This is a genomic window from Bacillus sp. FDAARGOS_527 (assembly GCF_003812125.1).
Classification (GTDB): Bacteria; Bacillota; Bacilli; order Bacillales; family Bacillaceae_G; genus Bacillus_A; species Bacillus_A paranthracis.
Genome location: NZ_CP033795.1, coordinates 2467320 through 2492749, shown reverse-complemented (window position 1 = coordinate 2492749; position 25430 = coordinate 2467320). Strand labels below are relative to the sequence as shown.

Here is a 25430-nt window from a genome sequence, read left to right as displayed (position 1 = left end):
GTTTGACTAACCTATCTGTAATATTTATGGCTACAGTATGTTAATATAGGAGAAACAATATTTTTGATCGTAGGAGGAAAACAATGAGCAGCGACTTTACTTTGGCCATACACAGTTTAACTTATTTAGCTTTACAGCCAGACCGGATGTCAACAAGTAATGCGATTTCAGAAAGTGCATGTGTTCACCCAGTACGTATTCGCAAAGTACTAAGTTTATTAAAAAAACATAAGTTTATACAATCGAAAGAGGGGACTGGTGGCGGTTTTATTTTCGCCCGAGATTTAGATGAAGTTAATCTTTGGCATATTTATCAAATAACCTCTGAAGGTGCATTGCAGCCTAAGTGCCCAGAATCAAATGATCAGTGTATTGTAGGTTCAAACATGCGAAAAGTGCTGTTCACTATTTTCTTAGGTGCGGAAGAACATCTAGGTGAATACTTAAAGAATTACACAATGAAAGAAGTTGTGGATCTTATCAATCAAGAACGTTAAGTGGCTTACTTGTTATATAGAGCCGTAAGTTCTTACTATTGAAATGTAATGGAAAATATTACAGTTTAATTTCGTTTTTATCGTCACAAAAAATATTTATAAGAAGGTGAAAAAGTATGATGTCAAATAATAATCAAGTTGTAAAAGTAGGAGATTGGGTTCGTGGAATATCAAATGAGGGCGAATTCATAGTTGGTTACATTGTATCACTTGATGAAGCGGAAGATATAGTTACAGTTAGTATTGTGAAACGTGACGACAAGTACACAATAAACGAAGCGATTTTACTCTTTAGTAAACATGTTAACAAACTTCCTGAATCAAAGGTAATCAATAAGGAGCAAATCCTTTATCTGATAGACCTTGCATTATTAACAGGAGACGAAGAATGGTTTATCGAGCTTTCTTCAAAATTAAACTCAATAAAAGAGCTAGTTAACGAAGGATTTTAAAGATTACATGATTTGCTTTTAATAGGTTGAATCGTGCAATAATCAATAATATCATCTCTAAGGAAATGATATAAAAACGATTCATTATAAATATAGAAATATTCCTGAAGAAGAGTTGAAAAAACTCGAATTAAGATTACATTGCATTCAGTTGTTTGCACACCTCTGATAACAATTGTTATGGTGCGACAAGAAGTCGCATTCCCACAGGGTAGCTTCTGCTACTAGATTAGATGCAAAGTCTATCTCCATCCGAAACTGCGGACTTGGTAACGGGCTCGTGGGTTGCATGAGGAAATGTGGAAACAGAGAGTCTGTACATGACTCGGAATACCGCTAGGAGAAGACAGGTACGGTGAACGAGAGTGAAGGCTCGTAAGCTTCGTAATCGTTAGCTTGGGATAATGTACAGCTCTACCCAGGTCTTGATAAGAGGAAAGGCATTCTCATAATACTGCCGCGTTGCATCCCGCAACTTATCCGGAGTAAAGAGTCCACCTAACCCTGTCGTATCTGTGGAATGTGAAACTTGGTAAGCCCTATGTCATCTGCGCAAGCAGTAGGATGACTGTAAAGTCAAACGATGTGGCAGAGGGTAAAGGATATAAGAGAAAGCAAAAGCCGCTAGCCGAAAGGAAACAGGAAAGCATAGAAATATGTATAACTGAGCGGATATTGTCGTCCTTACGGACAAACCCATGACAAGCCTGAAAGGGAGCCCACTTCTTATAGGTCTTCAACATGGAAATACATTTGTAAGTTATCTTCTGACGAATAGGAGCGTGCAGTTATGAACACCTCAGAACGAGCGTCGGCGCACGTCTCGTATACAAACTGGAAAGCAGTTCAGATGTATGTGACGAAGTTACGACAAAGAATTTACCGTGCCGAACAGTTACAGCAACAAAGAAAGGTAAGAAAACTTCAACGCTTACTCATGAGAAGCGAAGCAAACTTACTGTTATCAATTAGACGAGTAACACAGCAGAATAAAGGAAAGCGAACAGCAGGTGTTGATGAACATACAGCCTTGAGTCGCAGAGAAAGAAATCTTCTCTATGAGCAACTCAAAAAGTTAAATACGCTACAACACCGACCAAAACCAGCAAAACGTATATACATTGTGAAGAAAAACGGAAAATTGCGACCGTTGGGCATCCCAACTATAAAGGATAGGGTATATCAAAATATAGTGCGAAATGCCCTTGAACCACAGTGGGAAGCCAGATTTGAAGCTATTTCTTACGGGTTTCGTCCTAAGCGAAGTACCCATGATGCCATACGAAGCATTTTCAATAGAATCAACGGGGGCACAAAGAAGAAATGGATATTTGAAGGAGATTTTCAGGGCTGTTTTGATCATCTCAACCATGAGTGGATACTCAAACAAACTTCTTACTTCCCAGGAAGAAAACTATTGAAGCGATGGCTCAAGATGGGATACATGGAGCAAAGCTTTTTCGCGGAAACGCAAGAAGGTACTCCGCAAGGAGGAATTATCTCGCCACTTCTCGCTAACATTGCCCTTCATGGAATGGAAGAAACCTTGGGAATTACTTACAAGAAAAACTATAAAGCTAATGATAGTTATATTATGAATCCTGCTTGCAAATTTACCCTTATCCGTTACGCAGATGATTTTGTGGTCTTAACGGAGACAAAAGAACAAGCACTCTCTGTATATATGAGACTTCGTCCCTACTTAAAGGACAGGGGATTGGAATTAAGCCCTGAAAAGACGAAGGTTACACATATTGAGGAAGGATTTGAGTTCCTAGGATTCTTGATTCGGCAGTACCAAACTGAACAGGGGAATAAACTGTTCATCAAACCAAGTAAGGGCAGTAGACAGAAAGCGAAGAAGAAAATTGGAGATACTTTACGTGTCATGAGGGGTCAACCCATCGGAGAAATCATCCGAGTGCTTAATCCTATTATCAGAGGATACGGGCAATACTGGAAACATGTCGTTTCTAAGAAAATCTTTGGTACAATGGATAGCTATATCTATTGGAGAATCGGCAAACATCTTCGACAGCTCCATCCAAAGAAGTCGTGGAAATGGATATATGCAAGATATTACAGGCATCCACATCATGGTGGAAATGCTTGGACACCAACCTGCCCGAAAACAAATATCCAACTCTTACATATGTCATGGATTAAGATTGAGAGACACAACATGGTGAAATTCAAAAATAGTCCTGATGACCCAACATTGAAAGAATACTGGGAAAAAAGAGACCGTAAGGTATTTGATACGGAAAACACGATGGATAGAATGAAGCTGGCTAGAAAACAAGGTTACCGCTGCGCTATCTGCAAAACTCCACTACAAAACGGGGAAAAGGTAGTCGTAAAAGACATGCCTGTTCCGCAACACCTCATATTGTCTAATTTAAACTTAAAATTAGTTCACTTACCTTGCCTATACTAAAGGGACTGAAATCGGATAAAAAGAAGGCTTGAGCCGTATGATGGGAAACTGTCACGTACGGTTCTGAGGGGAGTTGGGGGCAGCGATGCCCCCCGCTTACCCGACTAAATAAGCTGCCCGATATGGGCAGCTTATTGTATTTTTGCGTTTAGCGTAGGTTTTTGTAAAATGTTAGCGGTCCTCTTATTGCCATCAAGTAAAAGGTAGCTTCCTAAAAATGTATATGAATGCAATGTCGATAATATATATCCTGAAAATTGGTTGGTATATTCAAAAAGATATTTCTTTTTAACCACATTAATTATTTATTAGAATATCTTTTTAAATTAAAATAAATTTTTTTGACAAAGAAGAATATAAGTATCTTTATAATAAGTAACTTGGATAAATAATATGTGACTGTGTTTTATGCTAATTCATTCAGTTTTAAGCGATAGGAACAAGGGTTGCATGCGAACTGTAAAATGTTATCCATGTAAAATTATATCCGATTAATATTTCTGAAAATATAAAAATATTAATTTTATAAATATACACGTTATAATGAGGGCGTCGAGAGAAATTTTATTATCTCTGGAGAAAATATAAAAAATGCGATTATTAGTAAGAAAGGTGTGTGATTAGAGGCGAAATGTATGTAAAGTACTTCAGTGGCTTGTGTAAGCAATATCATCAGTGCTACCGAAGTTATGAAAGTTAATGTATAGAATTGAGAAAGAAATGCCTCGCAAATGAAGAGAGGCCGGTTTAGCTAAAATTACTGTTAAAAGTAAAAAAGAGAAACCATGAAAGTAATACACTGTTATTAGAAATGTTGCAACGTATTTATGAAGTCTATTCTATATTGTTCTCTTAAGGGGTCTTTATATAAAGAGCGGATATTACGAGTAAACTTTTTTGTGAACGCTAACAATTATATTAGGACGCTAATTAGCGAATGTTTCAATTTGGATTCATTATGATGAAGGACATACAATGTGGGGCAACTTGTAAGGAATTCATTTTCCCAAAAAGGAAAATATTCGGTAGCTATTAAGAGAGAGGCAGGAATAGATACAAGGGGGAGCTATTATATGAACGGGAATACTGCAAAGAAAATAGAAGTTCAAGCTGAAAATACCGCACTAAAAAATGAGCAATATGCAGATCCGAAAAAGTGGCATAAGCAGGATACTACATGGGCACTCAGTCTATTTGGAACTGCAATTGGAGCAGGGGTGCTCTTTTTACCGATTAATGCAGGTTCAGGTGGTTTATTATCTTTACTACTAATTACATTGCTTGCATATCCAGTTATGTACTACTCACATAGGGCACTTGCTAAAATGATATACGCTTCTAATTCTGCTGATGAGGGGATCACAGGTACAATTAGAGAGTATTTTGGAAATAAAGCGAGTATCATTTTTAACATCGTATATTTCGGTTCAATTTATACAATCGTACTAATGTATTCGGTTGCGCTTACAAACACTGCAAGTAGTTTTATCGTGCATCAATTGCACATGCCAGAACCTCCAAGAGCAATTTTATCACTTGTATTAGTTCTTGGTCTTATCGCTATACTAAATTTTGGTCAAGATATTACTGTAAAGGTAATGAGTATGTTAGTGTATCCTTTCATCGTTTCTCTACTGTTTATCGCAATATCTTTAATTCCACAGTGGAATACGTCAATGCTTAGTTTTTCAGCTGTTTCAACTGCTTCAACAGGAACAGGCTATTTTGGGACGATATTGATGATTCTACCAATCATCGTATTCTCATTTAATCATTCACCTATGATTTCATCATTTGTTGTGAAACAGAGAGCTACGTATGGAATCGAAGCCACTGATGCGAAATGTGCGCAAATACAAAAGGTTTGTTATATCATGACATTCGCTGTTGTTATGTTCTTCGTTTGGAGTAGCGCATTGAGCTTGACTCCAGATGATATAAAAATGGCAAAAGAACAAAACTTATCAATTCTTTCATATCTTGCGAATGAGCTTAATTCGCCTGTAATCACGATTGCAGCTCCAATCATTGCTTTTGTGGCTATTACAAAGTCATTCCTTGGCCATTATATCGGAGCATTTGAAGTAATGCGAGACATGATTATTAAGTTTGGTAAATCACGTGGAAAAGATATTGAAGAAAAAACAATTAAGACAATAATCCTTACTTTTGTTGTATTATCATGCTGGTTTGTTGCTTATACAAATCCAAGTATTCTTGGACTTATTGATTCTCTAAGCGGTCCATTAGTTGCTGCTATCTTATGTCTATTACCGATGTATGCGATTCAAAAAGTACCGGTATTAGCTAAGTACAAAGGGAAAATGAGTAACGTATTTGTTATTATTGTAGGTGTCCTTACTGTTTTAGCAAGTATTAAATCATTATTCTAATTCACGATTTTTGATTTTAGTGTAAAAGTAGTAGGATATGGAATATCTATTTTTGGACAAACCTCTCACGCTGGAGAGTTTGTCCTTTTTATTCAATTTGTAAACAAACAGCCACCTTTTCAGATAAGGTGGCTGTTTCGGTATATAGGAGTGTTTTTTAATCAGAAAGGAATCTAGTATCGGCTAGGTTCTTTTATTTTTGTTTGCCTTAATACAAAAATTTCATGAATTTGAATTACAGTCATTGAGCAAAAAAAGTTTGATATGAAAAATATTATTCTTTAGTACATACATTTTTAAGATGTTAAATATATTTCATAATAGTCTCTGTAAGATAGGGATAAGTAAAATAGTACTTTAAAGTACCTATAGCACTTTAAAGTGCGTACTTTTTATAACTTTGAATATCATTCATAATAGCACCAGTAAGAAGAAAACAAGCTTTACGGTACTAGTTACCAATGATGTTACAGCATTTTATTTAGAATCAGATTGATTGAAAGGTTGTACTATATGGCCTAATAATTTCAAAAAATGCCGTAGTGGCATAAAACAATTATGGAGGTTAAAGATATGAGTTCTTCAAATTTGAATGAAATAAGTAAACAAATTTTAAAAGAGGAGGAAACACTTCAATTTTCCTCTTTTACAAATGAAGATGCCTTGCAAATAGGTTTATTTATCGTTGAAACAGCAAAGCGAGAGGGGAAATTGATTGCTGTTGATATAACGAAAAATGGTGTGCAATTATTTCATTTCAAGATGACAGGGACAAATGCGGAAAATACGAAATGGATTGAACGTAAAAAACGAGTCGTTTCCCTGCATGATCGTAGCTCGTATTATATGCAGATACAAAGTGAAATAACTGGAATCTCATATAATGAAAAATATCTTTTAGATACTTCGGAATATGCTGCGTTTGGTGGATGCTTTCCTATTAGAATAAAAAACGTAGGGGTTATTGGAATGATAACAGTATCAGGATTACCACCAGAAGAAGATCATGAATTGGTAGTAAGGGCAGTTAAAAATCATTTAAACCAATAGTTGTAGCTAGTGAATAAATAATTAATTAACTTTAGGGGGCAATACTATGCCATTAATTGAACTAAATACTTGGCCAACCATGTCAACAGAAGAAAAGAAGGAATTCATTTATAATGTAACGGAACTTACAATAAAACGATTAAAAATTGTCCCTGACAAAATTCAAGTGTTGATAACGGAACTTGAGAAAGAAAATTGGGGGAAAGCTGGGGCTGTAGCAAGTGATGCTACCTTTGCTGAGAAAAGTAGGGTGTCCAATTGGGAGACAAAAGAGTCTTACGATACACCGTCTGGTAACGTTGATGGAATGGCTATTATTAAGATTGATATATGGAATACATTTGATCAAGAGACGAAGGATAAGTGGGTAAATGAGCTTACACAATTAACCTCTAAATATACGCATGCACCTTTGGATAAAGTCCTTATTCTCATCCGTGAAATGATTCCAGGAAACTGGGGGCAAAGTGGTGTAACGGGAGCCGATAAAGATTTCCTTTCCAAAAGTCGTACATTTTAATTGTTAAATAAAAAAGGCAAAAATGAACAAATTTCTGTTCGTTTTTGCCTTTTTATTATTTGTCTGTGGTAATGAGCATGACCTTTATATGTTTAAGTAATGTCCTCTAAAGTTGCCTCTACGAGAAAGGGTATTTCTTCATTTGAAAGTCTTTTTCATGGAATGTAGATTTCAATTTTTGAGCAAAATAAGCTAGGTTATATAAATGTTACTTTTTAGTACCTATAGTACTTTAAAGTACGTACTTTTTATTATGTTAAATATCATTCATAATAGCACATGTGAGAGGGAAACAAGCTTTATGGTACTAGTAATTAACTATGTTACTTTTTAGTACCTACAGCACTTTAAAGTGCGTACTATTCATTATGTTAAATATATTTAATAATAGTACATGTAGGAAAGAGACAAGCTTTACGGTACTAAAAAGTATCTATAGTACTTTAAAGTGCGTTCTTTAAAAAGAGAATGAGACCATTCATAATAGCGTTTGTAGAGATTAAATATATGTTTTGAAAGATAAAAGGGCCTTTTTATCGCACTATTATGATAGGAATTATAGGGAAGAGGGGAAATCAATTGAATTCATATACAGCATCGTCTTCAGAAGTTCAGACGAATCGAAGAAGTATATTTGCGTTATTAGCGCTAGCAATTAGTGCGTTCGGGATTGGGACAACTGAATTTGTTAGTGTCGGTTTATTACCATCTATTTCGGAAGATTTACATGTGTCGGTGACAACAGCTGGTTTAACAGTTTCTTTATATGCGTTAGGCGTAGCATTTGGTGCTCCGGTATTAACGTCGTTAACAGCTAATATGTCACGAAAAACGTTATTAATGTGGATTATGATTATTTTCATTATTGGTAATGGAATTGCAGCTGTCGCAACAAGTTTCACTGTATTACTTATTGCGCGAATTGTTTCTGCACTTTCGCATGGTGTGTTTATGTCAATTGGTTCAACGATTGCTGCGGCACTTGTACCAGAAAATAAACGTGCTAGCGCCATTGCCATTATGTTTACTGGTGTAACAGTTGCAACTATTACAGGAGCACCAATTGGAACATTTATTGGTCAACAATTTGGCTGGAGAACATCATTTTTAGCAATTGTAGTAATTGGAATTATTGCCTTAATCGCAAATAGTATTCTCATTCCATCTAATATGAAAAAAGGTGCGTCTGTATCATTCCGCGATCAGTTTAAATTAATTACAAACGGAAGACTGTTACTAGTTTTCATCATTACTGCATTAGGATATGGGGGAACATTCGTAACATTTACGTATTTATCTCCGTTATTACAAGAAGTAACAGGATTTAAAGCTAATACGGTTACTATCATTTTATTAGTGTATGGAATCGCCATTGCAATAGGGAATGTGATTGGCGGGAAATTATCGAATCATAATCCGATTCGAGCGCTATTTTACATGTTCTTTATTCAAGCGATTATATTATTTGTTTTAACATTTACAGCGCCATTTAAAGTAGCTGGGTTAATTACAATTATTTTCATGGGACTATTCGCATTTATGAATGTTCCAGGGTTACAAGTATATGTCGTAATGTTAGCTGAACGATTTGTACCGAGTGCTGTCGATGTTGCATCGGCAATTAATATTGCGGCGTTTAACGCCGGGATTGCTCTTGGTGCTTATTTAGGTGGTATTGTAACGAATTCGTTAGGGTTAATTCATACGGCTTGGGTAGGCGGCATTATGGTAGTAGGTGCTGTTATTTTAACAGCATGGAGCATGTCATTAGAAAAACGAGATCAAGTAAAATAAAAGGAGAGAAAATATAATGAAAAACTTACAAAGTACAACAACATTGCATAACGGTGTAGAAATGCCTTGGTTTGGTTTAGGTGTATTTAAAGTAGAAGAAGGACCAGAGCTTGTAGAAGCAATTAAATCAGCAATTAAGGCAGGATACCGTAGCATCGATACAGCTGCGATTTATGGAAATGAAGCAGCTGTAGGTGAAGGAATTCGCGCTGGTATTGAAGCGACTGGAATTTCAAGAGAAGAATTATTTATCACTTCAAAAGTATGGAACGCAGACCAAGGATACGAAGAAACAATTGCTGCATATGAAGAGAGTTTAAAAAAATTACAACTAGATTATTTAGATTTATATCTTGTTCACTGGCCTGTAGAAGGGAAATATAAAGATACGTGGAGAGCGTTAGAAACGCTTTATAAAGAAAAGCGTGTACGTGCAATTGGCGTAAGTAACTTCCAAATTCATCATTTGCAAGATGTAATAAAAGATGCAGAAATTAAGCCAATGATCAACCAAGTAGAATACCATCCTCGTTTAACACAAAAAGAATTACAAGCTTTCTGTAAAGAACAAGGTATTCAAATGGAAGCATGGTCACCACTAATGCAAGGTCAATTATTAGATAATGAAACATTACAGGCAATTGCTGAGAAATACGGTAAAACAACAGCACAAGTGATTTTACGTTGGGATCTTCAAAATGGAGTAATTACAATTCCAAAATCAACGAAAGAACACCGTATTATTGCAAACGCTGATGTATTTAACTTTGAATTAACGAAAGAAGATATGGAAAAAATCGATGCGTTAAACCAAAATCACCGCGTTGGTCCAGACCCTGATAACTTTGATTTCTAAGATTAAAGAATGAGTAAAAAGAGTGCAAAGTTGCACTCTTTTTTATTTTCTATTCAATAAAATGTTTCTGTTTATTTGATTAGCGTTTATATTATGGCTGTTAAATTGCTTTTGGCTATGTAGAGAACTTACTCTAAGATAGTATTAAAGTTTGACATGTAATCATGCATTCTATAATATGTATGCTATAGCATGTATATTGCAAGTTATTTGGAGGTGGCATATGGACTTATATGAGTGAACAGGGTATCTTGTTCATCGCACTGATGTGAAATTAACAAAATATATAATGTAAGTTTTTAATCACATATTGATTATAAATTTTATCTTTTATATGCTATGGCATATAAAATTCGCCTCTTAAATTGTAATGGCGAAAATTTAAATAATACAGTAGATATATTATGAAACGAGGAGATTTTACTTATGGAAAAATTTATATTAGCGTTTGATAGAGAGCTTGTAATTGCAGAAAAAAAAGACTCAACATGGAGTGTCCAATCACAGTTTGTAGGTGCGAATCCAGTTGCGTTAGCTTTAGATCCATACGATTCAGAAAGAATGTATTGTGGTACTTTTGATAGAGGATTATGGAGAAGTAAAGATGGAGGAAGTTCATGGGAAGCGATTGGAACTTTACCTTCTTTTGGTGAAGTGTTCCCAGCTAATGCTATTCATATGAGAGCCATTACAGCAGTTTCTGTATCTCCAGCGAAGGGTGATGACGGTAACGGGATCGTATATGTAGGAACTGAACCGAGCGCCATGTTTGTATCCAAAAATGGAGGAGACAGTTTTGAATTGCTAACGGATTATCGACAAATGCCATCGTATTCATCATGGTTCTTTCCTCAAAGAACATATACGCACCACGTAAAACATATTGAAATTGATGCTAATAATCCAGAAACTATATATACAACGATTGAGGTTGGGGGATTAATTAAAAGTGTAGATGGAGGTAAGACGTGGACTGAGGAAAAAGAGGGGAACTACCCTCAAGATATTCACATTCTTACATCACATCGCAATGCTCCAAATCGTTTATACGGGGTGTTAGGTGATTCATTCTTGAAAGAACCAGGTCAAGAGTATGCGGAGAGTAATGATGGAGGTAAGACGTGGAACTATATGTGTAGTGGGCTAAAGCATCATTACGCATATCAAATGGCAGTTAATCCAAATGATCCGGAAAATATTATTATTGCGACATCTTCAAATCCACACGTAGCACACGATTACAATAATGGAAATTGTGAATCATATATTTATAAGAAAGAAAAAGATCAGCCTTGGACAGAAATGAATGCAGGTTTACCAACTCCTAAGGGCACAATCATACCAGTATTAAAGGCAACAAGTGATGGAACGTTCTATTTATTTAGTAATAAAGGGGTTTATAAGTCGGTAGATGGGGGTTCAAATTGGACGTCATTAGATATTCCATGGGAGAACAGATTTATGGAACAACACCCTTATGAGATGTTAATTATTAAATAAGTAATGAGTATAATTTTTACAACTATTCATTAAGTATGGTTATTTGAATTGAATTTGAAAATGTAAAAAGCTAGGTAATGCGTTATTCGTGTTACCTGGCTTTTTGACTATCAATTTAAGGTTATTTTCATATTTGTGTAAATATGAAACAAGCAGGATACATGAATAGAGAATGGGTAAAATAATACCGAATGATCACTAGATTGTATCAATGATGCTATAAGAATTTTTTTAGGTAAACTGAAGCAATAAGCAGTGGTTTAGATTCAGAATGACTGGCAATTGGTGTTATGGAGTTCAATGGTTCAAAAATGAACTCATTTCAACTCATATTATCTTCGCAATGTAACATTTTGAAGAATATTAAAACTTAGGAGGAATTGAATTATGACAAAAGATTTCTATACTGCATTGAAAGAAAGACGTACTTACTATGGGATTAATAAAGAGGTACAAGTATCAGATGAAAAAATTAAAGAAATCGTGGAGTTTGCTGTGAAATATACTCCATCCGCTTTCAATTCTCAAACTGCGCGATTAGTTGTATTATTTGGTGAAGCTCATAATAAATTATGGGATATTACAACTGAAACATTAAGAAAAGTAGTTGGAGATGGAGATTTTTCAGGAACGCAACAAAAAATGGACTCTTTTAAAGCTGGTTATGGAACAGTACTATTCTTTGAAGATGAAGCTATTGTTAAATCGCTTCAAGAAAAATTTGCTGCATATGCTGAAAACTTCCCAATTTGGTCACACCAAGCATCAGGTATGCACCAATTAGTCGTGTGGACAGGTTTAGAAGCAGAGGGGTTAGGGGCATCTTTACAACATTATAATCCATTAATCGACGATGAGGTAAAACAAGAATGGAATGTTCCTTCTAATTGGAAACTAATTGCACAAATGCCATTTGGTAATCCAACAGCTGCACCAGGAGAAAAAGAATTCCAACCGCTTGAAGAGCGTGTGAAATTTCATAAGTAATAAACGTTATTCATAAGGAATGAGTAAAAAGATCCTAGTTATGAATTCCATCACAAATGTAGCAATATGTATATTAAAAAACACGAAGACTTTAAAGTCTTCGTGTTTTTTTGTTCATGTTTGAAAGTGATAAAGGAGTATGATGGTTTTTAGTTAATTAGGATAAAAATAATCCTATAACTGTATGTAAGAATGTGTGATTTTACAACCTTTTCTATGATAAAAAAGATACTACTTTAGCAAATATAAAGAGTTAGAAATTATAGTTTATAGGGCACTTTTTTGTTCCTATGGAACTTTAAAGTGCGTAATTTTCTTTATCGTTAATATATATCATAATGGTATTTATTAGTTGGTTTTAGCTTTACTCTGCTGTTGATGTGATTTTTTAATTCCGTACAGAGTGCAATAGCTACATAATTTTCGTTTATACTCTTTTGAAAAAAGGGTGGATCAGCTTATTTTCTGTTAAAGATAAGAGAAATGAACCACAATATAAACGTAATTATTTATTCCAACGTAAGTCAATCATGTAGCACATGAATTTGGAGGGATCTATATGCATATGCAATTAAAAGGGAAAACAGCACTGGTTACTGGATCTACGGCAGGCATTGGAAAAGCAATTGCCACTTCATTAGTAGCGGAAGGAGCTACTGTACTTATTAATGGACGCCGTGAAGAAAATGTTAATCAAACGATAAACGAAATTCGAGCGCAGTATCCTGATGCCATTCTTCAACCTGTAGTAGCTGATTTAGGAACAGAACAAGGGTGCCAAAATGTGATTGAAAAGTACCCTGAAGTAGACATTCTTATTAACAACTTAGGAATTTTTGAACCTGTAGAATATTTTGATATCCGTGATGAAGATTGGTTTAAATTGTTTGAAGTCAATATTATGAGTGGTGTTCGACTTACTCGCTCGTACTTGAAAAAAATGATTGAAAGAAAAGAAGGAAGAGTTATCTTTATTGCTAGCGAAGCAGCTATTATGCCATCTCAAGAAATGGCTCATTATAGTGCGACTAAAACGATGCAACTCTCACTTTCTCGTAGTTTAGCTGAGCTGACGACAGGAACGAATGTGACTGTTAATACTATCATGCCTGGTTCGACTTTAACGGAAGGAGTGGAGACTATGTTAAATAGTCTTTATCCTAATGAGCAATTGACAATAGAAGAAGCTGAGAAGCGATTTATGAAAGAAAATCGACCAACCTCTATTATTCAAAGACTTATTCGACCAGAAGAAATTGCCAATCTTGTCACTTTCTTAAGCAGCCCACTATCTTCAGCGATTAATGGTTCCGCGTTGCGAATAGACGGGGGATTAGTACGTAGTGTATTTTAATAAATTTAAAACAATATAATATGCTGTTGAAGGTAAAGATGGTAAGGCAAATGAGTTGTATTTTACTTATTAACAGAAATATATATAAAGCAAATTGTGATATGAAAACAGCCGGATTTTCTACTATAAGAAAAATTCGGCTGTTATTTTTTTATTTGTTGTAAAGGATGGGAAGCTTTTAAGGTTGTGGCACGCCTCTTAAGACAAAGATAAGGCGAAGTGATCCTGCTGTTATTTGTATTATTTAGTGAAAGTTACCAAACGTTTTTCAACACTATTTTCCCTATTGCTTTATTTGATTCCAAATATTCATGTGCTTGTGCAATTTCATCAAACGTAAAAGTTTTCGAATCTAGCAATGGGCGAAGTTTTCCTTCTTCTACTATTTGCGTTAGTTTATTTAAAATTTCCCCACAAGCGTCACGTTTATCTGTATGTAATATTTTTAACGCCATAAAAGTAACGTGCAGAGAAAGTCCTTTTGCGTGTAAAGGAGAGAGGTCATGGGTTGAACGAGCTGCAATTGTTACGACAGTTCCATTGACTGCAGCAGCTTCGAAAGAGTTATCGAGATTTTTGCCACCTACTGTATCAAATATAACTTCAAATCCGTTGCCATTCGTATGTTTTTGCACATATTCTTGAACAGATTCTTCTTTATAGTTAATAGCTACGTCAGCTCCGAGACGATGGGCTATTTCTATTTTGCTTTGCTGAGAAGCGGTTGTAAAAACTTTAGCACCAGCCCATTTAGCTAGTTGAATGGCTATGTGTCCTACGCCACCAGTAGCTCCATGAATGAGAACATTTTGACCAGGTTTAATATTTGCACGATCAAATAAAGATTCCCAAGCTGTAATTGCCACTAATGGTAGAGCAGCTGCTTCTTCCATTGTTATATTGTTAGGTTTGTGAGCAATTAATCGCGTATCAGCAAGCATAAACTCTGCAAGTGCACCACCAGTTTCTTTAAAACCTCCGGCACATCCGTATACTTCATCGCCAGCTTTGAATTTCGAAACACCTTCTCCTACTTCAATAACAATACCAGCTACATCGCCATGTAATATAGCTGGAAACTCAGGAGCGACTGCTGAAACGGCACCACTACGCATTTTCGTATCGATTGGATTTACACTTGTTGCTTTTACATCGATTAGAACATGACCTGGTAAAAGTTTTGGTTTTGAAACTTCTTCTAATTGAAATACAGATGAATCCCCAAAAGAATGGATAATTTGTGCTTTCATAGTTTATACCTCCTGTTTATGGTTATAGCATAGCAAAGTACGAAAAATAAGTATAATATTTTGAATTTGGTTAGTGAGAATTTTATATAGAGAAGGGGAAAGTACGTGAAATCATGTAACGTACTTGCAAAAGCAACAGTAAAGTTTTTTGAAGAAAGGATAGATGTTATTTTTGCAGCACGATTTATTCATTATGTTTATTACTACTTACTTAGTATAGGTACTTTTAAGTGCCTACATCACTTTAAAGTACGTACTGTTATTCATGTTATGGCCGATTTATAATAACACTCGTAGCACAAAGAAAGTTATGACGATGACAATCGGCAACAATGTGGTGCTACAGTATTGCTTATGAATTTTGAGAAGAAATATGAAAAGTATAGATTTATATAAATAAAGGAAAGTGAGTGAAACAAATGGAAAAGTTTGCGAATCATTTTGGATATAATCGTATGTTTGCGAAAGATCAGCTTACATTAGGAGTTCACATTCCGATTGAAAATTATCAGTTTCATGCTCCAACGATGGAAAAACAAGTAGAGTTAGTACAAAAAGCAGAACAATATGGTTTTACAGGTGTATGGCTTCGCGATGTTTTACTGCAAGACCCTGACTTTGGTGATCCTGCAACAGGTCAAATTTACGATATGATGATTTATTTAACGTATTTAGCAAGTAAAACAGAGAAAATCGCATTTGGAACGTCGGCAACCGTATTGTCACTTCGTCATCCATTGCGTGTAGCAAAAGAAATTGCTACATTAGATCAACTATTTCCAGAAAGAATTATGCTTGGCGTTTCATCCGGTGACAGACGTGCCGATTTCAAAGCGCTAGGTGTTAGTCATGAAACACGAGGTGAAAAGTTTAGAGAAGCGTTTGCTTACTTGGAAGAGATTTTGTATAAAAACTTCCCGTCTATCCAGTCGACACTAGGAGAAGTGAATGGAGCGAATTTGGTTCCAAAACCGTCTAAACGTGTTCCAACCTTTATTACAGGTTTTAGTCAGCAAAATATGGATTGGTTCGCTGAACATGGTGATGGATGGATGTACTACCCACGTAGTCCAGTGCATCAGGCAGCAGCAATTGGACAATGGAGAGAACTAGTAGAGGATTATCATCCAGATGTATTTAAACCATTTATCCAACCGATGCATTTAGACTTATCTGAAGATCCAAATGAACGTCCTACACCGATACGTTTAGGTTACCGTACAGGGCGTAAGGCACTAATTGAATTACTTGATATATATAAAAGTATTGGTGTGAATCATTTATTCCTTGCTCTATTTGATGGTCAACGTCCAGCTGACGAAGTATTGGATGAGCTAGGAGAAGAAGTACTACCTCATTTCCCAGCATTGTAAAGGAGTGAAAAGAATGAAAGCGATAGGACTTATGCAATATGGAGATAAAAGCGTACTACAAGAGATTGAAATGCAGACACCGCTATTAGGAGACACCGATGTACTAATTGAAGTATATGCAGCTGGTATAAATCCCGTGGATTGGAAAATACGTGAAGGTTTACTGCAAGACGTAATTTCTTATGACTTCCCGCTCGTTTTAGGATGGGATGTTGCAGGTGTAGTTGCTGCTATAGGGCCAAACGTAACAGCATGTAAAGTGGGGGATGAAGTATATAGTCGTCCGGATATTGAACGAAACGGTGCTTATGCAGAGTACGTGGCTGTAGATGAGAAATATGTGGCGAAAAAACCGAGGAATTTATCTTTTGAAGAGGCGGCATCAATCCCTCTTGTAGGTTTGACAAGTTGGCAAAGCTTAGTGAAGTTCGCAAATGTTCAAAAAGGTAATAAGGTTTTAATTCATGCTGGATCTGGCGGAATTGGTACGTTTGCTATTCAGCTAGCGAAAAGTTTCGGTGCACATGTTGCAACTACGACTAGTACGAAAAACATGCAGTTTGTAAAGGATCTAGGCGCTGATACTGTCGTCGATTACAAAACAGAAGACTTTTCTTCGCTTTTGCATAATTACAATATTGTTTTTGATGTGTTAGGCGGAGATGTACTAAAGGATAGTTATAAAGTGCTTGCACCAAATGGAAAGTTAGCGTCTATTTATGGTCCGAAAGGTATGGAAATTCCGCAAACCGAGATATCAAGAGAGAAAAATATTGAGAGTGACCATATATTTACTGAACCTAACGGATATGAACTTTCTCTTATTACAGAATTAATTGAGGACGGGAAGATTAAACCCATTGTAACGCATGTGTTGCCTTTACATGTAGAAGGTGTAAAAAAAGCACACCACATAAGTGAGTCAGAGCGTGCTCGTGGCAAAATAGTATTGAAGAAACATTGGTAAAGTATGAGGTTTTAGAGACAGTATTGTGCTAAGTAGCAAATGAGTTTATATATTCTATTCTAGCAATTGTTTTAAAAGGGAGAGAACAAATGGATTCAATGACATTTCTTTTATTTGGAGCGACAGGGGATTTAGCGAAACGCAAAATTTACCCTGCTTTATACAAATTATTTAGTAATGGGAATATACCGCAATCTATTTCTATTATCGGTATTGGTAGAAGGGTAATGTCAGATGTGGAATTTCAAACAAAGGTAGAACAATCCCTTGCTACATTTTCTAGAAGATCTACTGATGACGAATTAGGAGTAGAAGAATTTATTAGCACATTTCGTTATTGTCAATTAAATACAGCGAATATAGAGGACTATCAAGATTTGTTGAGTCTTGTAAAGAGACGTGAAACAGAATTGAACATTCCTGAAGACCGCATGTTTTACCTATCTGTTATACCAGAAGTATTTGATGTCATTGCTTTAAATATTAAGGAAAGTGGATTGTGGGCTACAAAAGGATTGAACCGTCTTATTATAGAGAAGCCTTTTGGTCATCATGTAACGTCTGCTCACGAGTTTAACAAAAAATTAATTGAAGATTTTGATGAAACTGATATTTTTTATATCGATCATTATCTTTGAAAATGAGTGGTAACTAAGGATAAACTTAGAAAAGTATTACGAAATAAATAGTATGTAATGTAAGACATTTTTATTGACGATAATAATATATGTGGTTAATATACTAGACATAAGATTATTTAATTACTAAAAGTAATTAAATATATGTTATTTCGTAAAGTATTATAAATAAGTAAGTCGTGGTAGAAACGCTTTGAATTGCTACTATTAATATTGGGGACAATTAGAAAGCGAAAGGTATAAAAAGAATTGGAATTTGATAACTCTTTGTTTTTTATAAAAACATGAGCTTCTGTACAATTCATTTTTAATATATTGACCAGGATTATACAACAAGAGGGGGACTGAAATTGGAATCAATGACCTTTGTTTTATTTGGAGCGACAGGGGACCTAGCGAAACGCAAAATTTACCCCGCACTATATAACTTATATAGAGATCAAAAGCTTCCAAAGCAAATATCCGTTATCGGGCTTGGGAGACGTGAAGTATCTCATGTAGATTTTCAAAAAAGAATAAAAGAATCAATAGAGACGTTTTCTCGTCATAGAGAAGAAGGTACTCCAGAACTCGAAGGTTTTTTAGATAATTTTCGCTATTGTCCATTAGATGTGAGTAAGCCGGAAGACTATGAGAGATTATTACAAGTCGTTCGTGAAAGGGAAGAAGAACTACATATAAAAGGGAATAGAATGTTCTATCTTTCCGTTGCTCCTGAATTTTTTGAGACAATCGCTTTAAATATTAAGGAAAGCGGACTTGATAAAACGGATGGATGGAAACGCCTAATGATTGAGAAACCGTTCGGGCACGACCTTACATCTGCTCGTGAGCTGAATGATAAGCTTAGTCGCACGTTTGAAGAAGACGAGATATACCGTATTGATCATTATTTAGGTAAGCCGATGATTCAAAACCTTGAAGCACTAGAGTTTGCAAATCCTGTTTTACAATCGATTTGGAATAAAGAACATATAGCGAATGTACAAATCACAGCGAGTGAAACAGTTGGGGTTGAAGAAAGGGCAGGATATTATGATCAGGCAGGAGCCATTCGAGATATGGTTCAAAATCATATGTTACAAATATTAATGATGACTGCTATGAATTTGCCGGAAAAGGTTAATGCATGTGAAATTCGAGAGGAAAAGCGAAAGGTAATGGAGGCGCTTCGTAAAGTGAAAAAAGAAGACGTTCAAAACCATATCATTCGCGGACAATATGGTGCAGGTGAGATAAATGGCGGGCAAGTTGTAGCATATAAAGAGGAGCCAGGAGTAAATCCTTCTTCTAATATAGACACATTTGTCGCTGCTCGCTTGTGGATCGATAATCCATTTTGGACTGGCGTTCCCTTTTATATACGAACAGGCAAACGAATGAAAGAAAAGTCTACTCGTATTGTAATCGAATTTAAAAATACGTTAAAACAGCAATATCAAGATAGTAATCCAAATGCAGCACCTAACTTGTTAATAATTGAAATTAGCCCAGGTGAGAACGTTTCATTACAGTTAAATAGTAAAAATCCATTGAAAAATGGAGAAATTGAACCGATCCGTATTAACTTTACTTGTGAGCAAGCGGATGTGGGAGTACCTGAAGCGTATGAAAGACTCATTCATGATGCTGTGAGTGGAGACGCTACATTCTTTGCACATTGGAGAGAAGTTGAATTGTCATGGGAATGGGTACAACCAATTCTTGAAGCATTCGAGGAAAACTTATTACCACTTCATGAATATGAGTCTGGTTCATATGGTCCAGAGACATCTAATGAATTATTGCAAGAAAGTGGATTTAAATGGTGGTTAGATCAAGAAACGAAAAAATAAGTACTTTCTTTCATGAAAGCATGTAGGGGGACGATTACTATGACACAAAACATAAATCAATTAGCAGTGAATACAATTCGTACGTTATCAATTGATGCTATTAATGCGGCAAATTCAGGTCATCCAGGTCTTCCGATGGGAGCAGCGCCAATGGCTTATGCATTATGGGCGAATCATTTAAATCATAATCCTAATCATCCAAAATGGTTTAACCGTGATCGCTTCGTTTTATCGGCGGGACATGGATCTAGCTTATTATATAGCCTACTTCATTTAGCTGGATATGACGTTTCAATTGATGACTTGAAAAACTTCAGAAAGTTAAATAGTAAAACACCAGGTCATCCTGAGTTTGGTCACACTTCTGGAGTTGAAGCGACGACAGGACCGTTAGGACAAGGGATTGCGAATGCTGTCGGAATGGCAATGGCAGAAGCGCATTTAGCGGCGAAGTTCAATAAGGATGGTCACTCTATTATTGATCACAATACGTACGCTTTAGTTGGAGACGGTGATTTAATGGAAGGTGTCGCTTATGAAGCGATGTCAATGGCAGGACATATGAAACTTGGCAAGTTAATTGTGCTGTATGATTCAAATGAAATTTCACTTGATGGTGAATTAAACATTGCTTTCTCTGAAGATATGCAGAAAAGAGTAGAATCTGCACATTGGCAATATGTAAGAGTTGAAGATGGAAACGATGTTGATGCGATTACAAAAGCAATTCAATTAGCGAAAGATAATACGGACCAACCTACTCTTATAGAAATTAGAACCATTATAGGTTACGGAAGTCCAAAAGTTGCTGGAACGAACAAAGCACATGGTAACCCGCTTGGAGTAGAAGAAGCGACAGCGACAAAACAAGTGTATGGTTGGCATTATGAAGAAGACTTCTTTGTACCTGAAGAAGTAACAGCTCATTTTAATGAACTGAAACAAAAAGGTATTGAAAAAGAAAATGGCTGGAATGAGCAGTTCAACTTATACAGAGAGTCAAACCCTGCACTAGCAGATGAATTAGAAAAAGCGATTACAGGTGAAGTTTTAATCGAAGCGAAAGACATTTTATCCTTCGATACTGAAAAAACGATTTCAACTCGTGTTGCAAGTGGGGAAGCTATTAATCATTATGTGAAATCGATTCCTTCTATTTTCGGTGGAAGTGCAGATCTTTCTCATTCTACGATGACAGATATAAAAGGTGAAGCAGTGTATGCGGTAGAATCGTATGCTGGCCGAAATATATACTTCGGTGTACGTGAACATGCAATGGGCGCAGCAGCGAATGGACTGGCTCTTCATGGAGGAGTAAAACCGTTCGTGAGTACATTCTTTGTATTTAATGACTATCTTCGTCCATCTATTCGACTGGCTGCATTGCAAAAGTTACCTGTTACGTACGTATTTACACATGATTCGATTGCTGTAGGAGAAGATGGTCCAACGCATGAACCTATTGAACATTTAGCAGCTCTTCGGGCAATTCCTGGTTTAACAGTTATCCGTCCGTCAGATGCAAATGAAACAGCAAGTGCGTGGGCGTATGCTTTACAGCAAACGGATGGTCCAGTCGTTTTAGTACTTAGCCGTCAAAATTTACCGGTGTTTCATGAAACGAAAGCAAACATAGAGAATCTTTCTAAAGGGGCTTACGTATTAACACAAACGAATGAAAATCCGGATGTAATTTTAATTGCGACAGGTTCTGAAGTATCCTTAGCTGCTAGTGCGAAAGCGAAATTAGAAGAAGACAATGTCTCTGTTCGCATCGTTGCAATGCCAAGCTGGGAGTTATTCGATCGCCAATCGAAAGAATATAAAGAATCCGTTCTTCCGTCTTCTGTAACGAAACGAGTATCTCTTGAGATGGGTGTATCTCTCGGGTGGGAGCGTTATGTAGGACAAGAAGGAAAAGTACTATCAATTGAAACATTTGGAGCTTCAGGAACTGGTGCTGAAGTCATGAATCTATTTGGATTTACGACAGAAAATGTTGTTCAAATTACAAAAAATGTATTGAATTCTTAAGCTATGACTGTGAATACCTTTCCGTACATATCAGTGCTGCAAGGTATTCCAGATTGTAGTGATATGAATTTTTAATAAAAGATGATTTGAGGAGGAATTATATTATGCAAGTAGGATTAATTGGTTTAGGTAAAATGGGATTAAACTTAGGGAAAAATTTAATGGATCATAAACATGAAGTAGCAGCATTTGACTTGAATGCAAGTGCAGTGGAAGAAATGAAAGAGTACGGGGCTACAGGTACATCTAGTTTAAGTGAACTTGTTCAGTCATTACAATCACCAAGAATTCTTTGGGTAATGGTACCACACGCTGTTGTAGATTCTGTTATCGATGAGGTTACACCACTTTTATCAAAAGGAGATATTTTAATTGAAGCGGGTAATTCACATTATAAAGAGTCTATTCGCCGATATGAGCAACTAAAGAAAGATGGTATTCACTTTATGGATGCAGGAACTTCTGGCGGAATGGAAGGCGCTCGTAATGGTGCTTGTTATATGATCGGAGGAGATCAAGAAGCTTGGGACATCGTTGAACCTATCTTCCGTGATACTGCTGTAGAAAATGGATACTTATATGCTGGAAAAGCTGGTAGTGGTCACTTCTTAAAAATGGTTCACAACGGAATTGAATACGGTATGATGGCTGCTATTGGTGAAGGATTTGAGATTCTAGAGAAAAGTGAATTTGACTATGATTATGAAAAAGTATCAAGAGTATGGAACAACGGTTCAGTAATCCGTTCATGGTTAATGGAATTAACAGAAAATGCATTTTCTAAAGATGCAAAACTGGATGAAATTAAGGGTGTTATGCATTCTTCTGGTGAAGGAAAATGGACAGTAGAAACAGCATTAGACCTTCAAACAGCAACTCCTGTTATCGCAATGTCGTTATTAATGCGCTACCGCTCATTAGACAATGATACATTTACAGGAAAAGTAGTAGCAGCTCTGCGCAATGAATTTGGCGGACATGCAGTAGAAAAGAAATAAACATCTTAAAAATTTAACTCATTAACGTTTAAAAAATGGAGGGAATGAATCATGAAATTTTTTATTGATACTGCAAATCTTGAGGACATAAAAAAAGCATATAAACTTGGAGTTTTAGCTGGTGTTACAACGAATCCTTCTTTAGTAGCAAAAGAGGGGATTAAATTTGAAGACCGTATCGCAGAAATTTGTCAGGCAGTTCCTAAAGTTGAATCTGTTTCGGCAGAAGTAACGCCAGATGCTGTGACGGCTGAAGAAATGATTGCTCAAGCAGAAGAGTTGATTAAGATTAATGGCGGCGATGAGAAAGTTACAATAAAACTTCCAATGACGCTAGCAGGATTAGAAGCTTGTCGCTATCTTACTGAAAAAGGTGTGAAAACGAATGTTACACTTATTTTCACTGTGAACCAAGCACTTTTAGCTGCCAGAGCAGGTGCAACGTATGTTTCTCCATTTTTAGGACGTTTAGATGATATTTCTGAAGATGGCGTATTATTAGTTGCTAAAATTGCTGAATTATTCGATGTTCACCAATTAGATACACAAATTATTGCGGCTTCTGTTAGACATCCAGATCATGTAACTCGTGTAGCGATGGCAGGTGCTCACATTGCAACAATCCCTTATAAAGTAATTGAACAACTTGCTATGCACCCATTAACAGATCAAGGTATTGAGAAGTTTGCTGCGGACTGGGCGAAAGCTCCTAAATTATAATGCATAAAAGTGAAGGAGCTTTCCGAAAATTGCTTTTCATGAGAGGACAAATCCTAAGTAACTTCATCGTTTAAACGGGATCCCGAGTTTGTAGTCTTACTATGTGAAAACAGCAAGAGAAGAAAGCGTCATTCACTTTTAAAAAAGGAAAATTTGCTTACGCGAAGTGTTTATCACAATAACATTACAATGATGAAAGAGAAATCCCCTTATCAGAGAGATGAGTTAAAGTATATCTCTGATAAGGGAGATTCTTTTTGTATAAATCATTATGATGTGAGGATGCTTTTAAGTGCATATCAATATGTAAAGCTATCTTTTACTCAAGTAAGAACTATATAGGTTCTTTTCATTATATAGCATTTTTGAAAGGGTTTACATAAAGGGGGATTAAGTATGAATATGTACCTTTTAATGATTACATTATTATCAATTGTAATTGTTATTTTAGGGGTTTCGTGGTGGAGATGGCATGCGTTTATTAGTTTAACGGTTGCAAGTTTGTTTTTAGCAATTATGTCTGGAATGCCAATGGATAAAATAGTGAGTGCTTATGAAACGGGAGTTGGGAGTGTTCTCGGGCATTTAGTAGGTATTTTAGTTTTAGGTACAATTTTAGGGAAAATGATGGCAGAGTCAGGTGCTGGAATGCAAGTAGCAGAGTTCTTTATTAAATCCTTTGGGATAAAAAACTTACCGTGGGCTATGTTAATTGCAGGTTTTATTATTGGAATTCCGGTGTTTTTTGAAGTAGGTATTTTAATATTGTTGCCGTTAGTAATTTCAATTCATAAAACTACGAAACAAAATATTTTATTGATAGCGTTACCAGCAATTGCTGGGCTATCTGTCGTACATGGCCTAGTTCCTCCGCATCCAGGGGCAATCGTTGCAATTGGTATTTATAAAGCGAACCTTGGGAAGGTACTATTGTATTCACTCATTATTACATTTTTTGCAGCGATTATTGCAGGTCCTATATTCGCTAAATGGATTCACAAACGTGTAATTCCTGAAAATGAGCCAGAATTGATACGTGTAAATACAAAATCAACGAAATTACCAGGAATAGGAGTTTCGTTTTTAGTTATATTGTTACCTGTAATGTTAATGGTGTTAGCGGCAGCAGCTCCTTATGTTCCGCTTTCTGATACTTTAATGAAGGTTGTCACATTAATCGGTAGTCCTATCATTGCACTTTTGATTGCATGTTTTGCAGCGTTTTATTTTCTTGGATTTCGTCAAGGTATCGATAAAAAGGCTATTAAGAAGGTAACAGAAGATAGCTTATTACCAATCGGTTCAATTGTTGCGATTATTGGTGCCGGCGGGGGATTTAAGCAAATTCTTATCGATAGTGGTGTAGGCAATGCTATTGCTCAAATGTCTGAGCATTTAGCTCTATCTCCAATTGTATTAGCATTTATAGTAGCAGGACTAATTCGAATTGCGACAGGGTCAGCGACAGTCGCTTTAACAACAGCAGCAGGCATCGTTTCACCAATCATTGAAAATACGACAGGTGTGAATTTAGAGTTGCTCGTCATTGCAACAGGTGCAGGAGCATTAATGTTTTCACACGTAAACGATGCTGGGTTCTGGATGGTAAAAGAATACTTAGGTTTAACAGTGAAAGAAACATTTAAAACATGGACGGTATTAGAAACGTTACTTTCATTTATCGCTTTTGGAGGAGTTTTACTACTCGATATGTTTGTTTAAAATAAGGATATTTTTATATCAATTAAGAGAGACAACTTTAGCACATAACGTTA

Annotated in this window: 21 protein-coding genes; 20 read left to right on the top strand and 1 reads right to left on the bottom strand. The window is 36.0% G+C overall.

Annotated elements, in window-relative coordinates; genetic code table 11:
• Nucleotides 1-83 precede the first annotated feature (83 nt).
• The 11 genes from saiR to EGX95_RS15315 all read left to right on the top strand — a co-directional run bounded on the left by saiR (nt 84) and on the right by EGX95_RS15315 (nt 13840).
• The gene (gene saiR / locus EGX95_RS15375; RefSeq protein WP_000093214.1) at nt 84-497 is read left to right on the top strand and encodes an Rrf2-family transcriptional regulator SaiR; all 414 of its coding nucleotides are present in this window, start codon (nt 84-86) and stop codon (nt 495-497) included.
• Nucleotides 498-613: 116 nt separating this feature from the next.
• The gene (locus EGX95_RS15370) at nt 614-949 is read left to right on the top strand and encodes an IDEAL domain-containing protein (RefSeq protein WP_000987477.1); all 336 of its coding nucleotides are present in this window, start codon (nt 614-616) and stop codon (nt 947-949) included.
• 790 nt (nt 950-1739) lie between these two features.
• Nucleotides 1740-3386, top strand: a complete 1647-nt coding sequence (gene ltrA, locus EGX95_RS15360; protein WP_001097732.1) for a group II intron reverse transcriptase/maturase — start codon at nt 1740-1742, stop codon at nt 3384-3386.
• 1073 nt (nt 3387-4459) lie between these two features.
• A complete protein-coding gene (locus tag EGX95_RS15350) occupies nt 4460-5779 on the top strand; it encodes an aromatic amino acid transport family protein (protein WP_001014168.1) in 1320 nt (439 codons plus the stop codon).
• A 558-nt stretch (nt 5780-6337) separates the two neighbouring features.
• On the top strand, nt 6338-6829 hold the full coding sequence (locus EGX95_RS15345; RefSeq protein WP_002028060.1) for a heme-degrading domain-containing protein: 492 nt from the start codon (nt 6338-6340) through the stop codon (nt 6827-6829).
• Nucleotides 6830-6875: 46 nt separating this feature from the next.
• The gene (locus EGX95_RS15340; RefSeq protein ID WP_001128300.1) at nt 6876-7349 is read left to right on the top strand and encodes a tautomerase family protein; all 474 of its coding nucleotides are present in this window, start codon (nt 6876-6878) and stop codon (nt 7347-7349) included.
• A gap of 579 nt (nt 7350-7928) precedes the next feature.
• Nucleotides 7929-9143: an MFS transporter gene (locus EGX95_RS15335; RefSeq protein WP_001089895.1), complete on the top strand. Its 1215-nt coding sequence runs from the start codon at nt 7929-7931 to the stop codon at nt 9141-9143.
• Between the two features lie 16 nt (nt 9144-9159).
• Complete coding sequence (locus tag EGX95_RS15330; RefSeq protein WP_000793586.1) at nt 9160-9999, top strand: aldo/keto reductase; 840 nt, start codon at nt 9160-9162, stop codon at nt 9997-9999.
• A 426-nt stretch (nt 10000-10425) separates the two neighbouring features.
• Nucleotides 10426-11499: a WD40/YVTN/BNR-like repeat-containing protein gene (locus EGX95_RS15325; RefSeq protein WP_000410429.1), complete on the top strand. Its 1074-nt coding sequence runs from the start codon at nt 10426-10428 to the stop codon at nt 11497-11499.
• A 387-nt stretch (nt 11500-11886) separates the two neighbouring features.
• Complete coding sequence (locus EGX95_RS15320) at nt 11887-12486, top strand: nitroreductase family protein (RefSeq protein ID WP_000158947.1); 600 nt, start codon at nt 11887-11889, stop codon at nt 12484-12486.
• Between the two features lie 559 nt (nt 12487-13045).
• Nucleotides 13046-13840 carry an SDR family NAD(P)-dependent oxidoreductase gene (locus tag EGX95_RS15315; RefSeq protein WP_000551093.1) on the top strand — a complete coding sequence of 265 codons (795 nt, stop codon included), beginning with the start codon at nt 13046-13048 and terminating at the stop codon, nt 13838-13840.
• Between the two features lie 254 nt (nt 13841-14094).
• Here EGX95_RS15315 and EGX95_RS15310 read toward each other — a convergent pair whose 3' ends face one another.
• Complete coding sequence (locus EGX95_RS15310) at nt 14095-15090, bottom strand: zinc-dependent alcohol dehydrogenase family protein (protein ID WP_000647244.1); 996 nt, start codon at nt 15088-15090, stop codon at nt 14095-14097.
• Nucleotides 15091-15195: 105 nt separating this feature from the next.
• Between EGX95_RS15310 and EGX95_RS15305 the strand changes: the two genes are divergently transcribed.
• From EGX95_RS15305 to gntP, 9 genes are all read left to right on the top strand, one after another.
• Nucleotides 15196-15375 carry a hypothetical protein gene (locus tag EGX95_RS15305; RefSeq protein WP_000833784.1) on the top strand — a complete coding sequence of 60 codons (180 nt, stop codon included), beginning with the start codon at nt 15196-15198 and terminating at the stop codon, nt 15373-15375.
• 134 nt (nt 15376-15509) lie between these two features.
• Nucleotides 15510-16463 (top strand): LLM class oxidoreductase, encoded by a 954-nt coding sequence (locus EGX95_RS15300; RefSeq protein ID WP_000410338.1) that lies wholly within the window; start codon nt 15510-15512, stop codon nt 16461-16463.
• 13 nt (nt 16464-16476) lie between these two features.
• Entirely contained in the window at nt 16477-17430 is a 954-nt protein-coding gene (locus tag EGX95_RS15295; RefSeq protein ID WP_000643801.1) for an NADP-dependent oxidoreductase, read from the top strand.
• A gap of 89 nt (nt 17431-17519) precedes the next feature.
• The gene (locus EGX95_RS15290) at nt 17520-18068 is read left to right on the top strand and encodes a glucose-6-phosphate dehydrogenase (protein ID WP_000377928.1); all 549 of its coding nucleotides are present in this window, start codon (nt 17520-17522) and stop codon (nt 18066-18068) included.
• A 350-nt stretch (nt 18069-18418) separates the two neighbouring features.
• Nucleotides 18419-19903, top strand: a complete 1485-nt coding sequence (gene zwf, locus EGX95_RS15285; RefSeq protein ID WP_000445344.1) for a glucose-6-phosphate dehydrogenase — start codon at nt 18419-18421, stop codon at nt 19901-19903.
• Between the two features lie 39 nt (nt 19904-19942).
• Nucleotides 19943-21937: a transketolase gene (tkt, locus tag EGX95_RS15280; protein WP_000193023.1), complete on the top strand. Its 1995-nt coding sequence runs from the start codon at nt 19943-19945 to the stop codon at nt 21935-21937.
• 104 nt (nt 21938-22041) lie between these two features.
• A complete protein-coding gene (gene gnd / locus EGX95_RS15275) occupies nt 22042-22935 on the top strand; it encodes a phosphogluconate dehydrogenase (NAD(+)-dependent, decarboxylating) (protein ID WP_001195912.1) in 894 nt (297 codons plus the stop codon).
• Nucleotides 22936-22986: 51 nt separating this feature from the next.
• Nucleotides 22987-23655 carry a fructose-6-phosphate aldolase gene (fsa, locus tag EGX95_RS15270; RefSeq protein ID WP_000667676.1) on the top strand — a complete coding sequence of 223 codons (669 nt, stop codon included), beginning with the start codon at nt 22987-22989 and terminating at the stop codon, nt 23653-23655.
• Nucleotides 23656-24051: 396 nt separating this feature from the next.
• A complete protein-coding gene (gntP, locus tag EGX95_RS15265; RefSeq protein WP_001057630.1) occupies nt 24052-25377 on the top strand; it encodes a gluconate permease GntP in 1326 nt (441 codons plus the stop codon).
• Nucleotides 25378-25430 lie beyond the last annotated feature (53 nt).

Coding starts and splice junctions, on each gene's coding strand:
- saiR (WP_000093214.1), top strand. CDS start 84: ATGAGCAGCGACTTTACTTTGGCCATACACAGTTTAACTTATTTAGCT.
- EGX95_RS15370 (WP_000987477.1), top strand. CDS start 614: ATGATGTCAAATAATAATCAAGTTGTAAAAGTAGGAGATTGGGTTCGT.
- ltrA (WP_001097732.1), top strand. CDS start 1,740: ATGAACACCTCAGAACGAGCGTCGGCGCACGTCTCGTATACAAACTGG.
- EGX95_RS15350 (WP_001014168.1), top strand. CDS start 4,460: ATGAACGGGAATACTGCAAAGAAAATAGAAGTTCAAGCTGAAAATACC.
- EGX95_RS15345 (WP_002028060.1), top strand. CDS start 6,338: ATGGAGGTTAAAGATATGAGTTCTTCAAATTTGAATGAAATAAGTAAA.
- EGX95_RS15340 (WP_001128300.1), top strand. CDS start 6,876: ATGCCATTAATTGAACTAAATACTTGGCCAACCATGTCAACAGAAGAA.
- EGX95_RS15330 (WP_000793586.1), top strand. CDS start 9,160: ATGAAAAACTTACAAAGTACAACAACATTGCATAACGGTGTAGAAATG.
- EGX95_RS15325 (WP_000410429.1), top strand. CDS start 10,426: ATGGAAAAATTTATATTAGCGTTTGATAGAGAGCTTGTAATTGCAGAA.
- EGX95_RS15320 (WP_000158947.1), top strand. CDS start 11,887: ATGACAAAAGATTTCTATACTGCATTGAAAGAAAGACGTACTTACTAT.
- EGX95_RS15315 (WP_000551093.1), top strand. CDS start 13,046: ATGCATATGCAATTAAAAGGGAAAACAGCACTGGTTACTGGATCTACG.
- EGX95_RS15310 (WP_000647244.1), bottom strand. CDS start 15,090: ATGAAAGCACAAATTATCCATTCTTTTGGGGATTCATCTGTATTTCAA.
- EGX95_RS15300 (WP_000410338.1), top strand. CDS start 15,510: ATGGAAAAGTTTGCGAATCATTTTGGATATAATCGTATGTTTGCGAAA.
- EGX95_RS15295 (WP_000643801.1), top strand. CDS start 16,477: ATGAAAGCGATAGGACTTATGCAATATGGAGATAAAAGCGTACTACAA.
- EGX95_RS15290 (WP_000377928.1), top strand. CDS start 17,520: ATGGATTCAATGACATTTCTTTTATTTGGAGCGACAGGGGATTTAGCG.
- tkt (WP_000193023.1), top strand. CDS start 19,943: ATGACACAAAACATAAATCAATTAGCAGTGAATACAATTCGTACGTTA.
- gnd (WP_001195912.1), top strand. CDS start 22,042: ATGCAAGTAGGATTAATTGGTTTAGGTAAAATGGGATTAAACTTAGGG.
- fsa (WP_000667676.1), top strand. CDS start 22,987: ATGAAATTTTTTATTGATACTGCAAATCTTGAGGACATAAAAAAAGCA.
- gntP (WP_001057630.1), top strand. CDS start 24,052: ATGAATATGTACCTTTTAATGATTACATTATTATCAATTGTAATTGTT.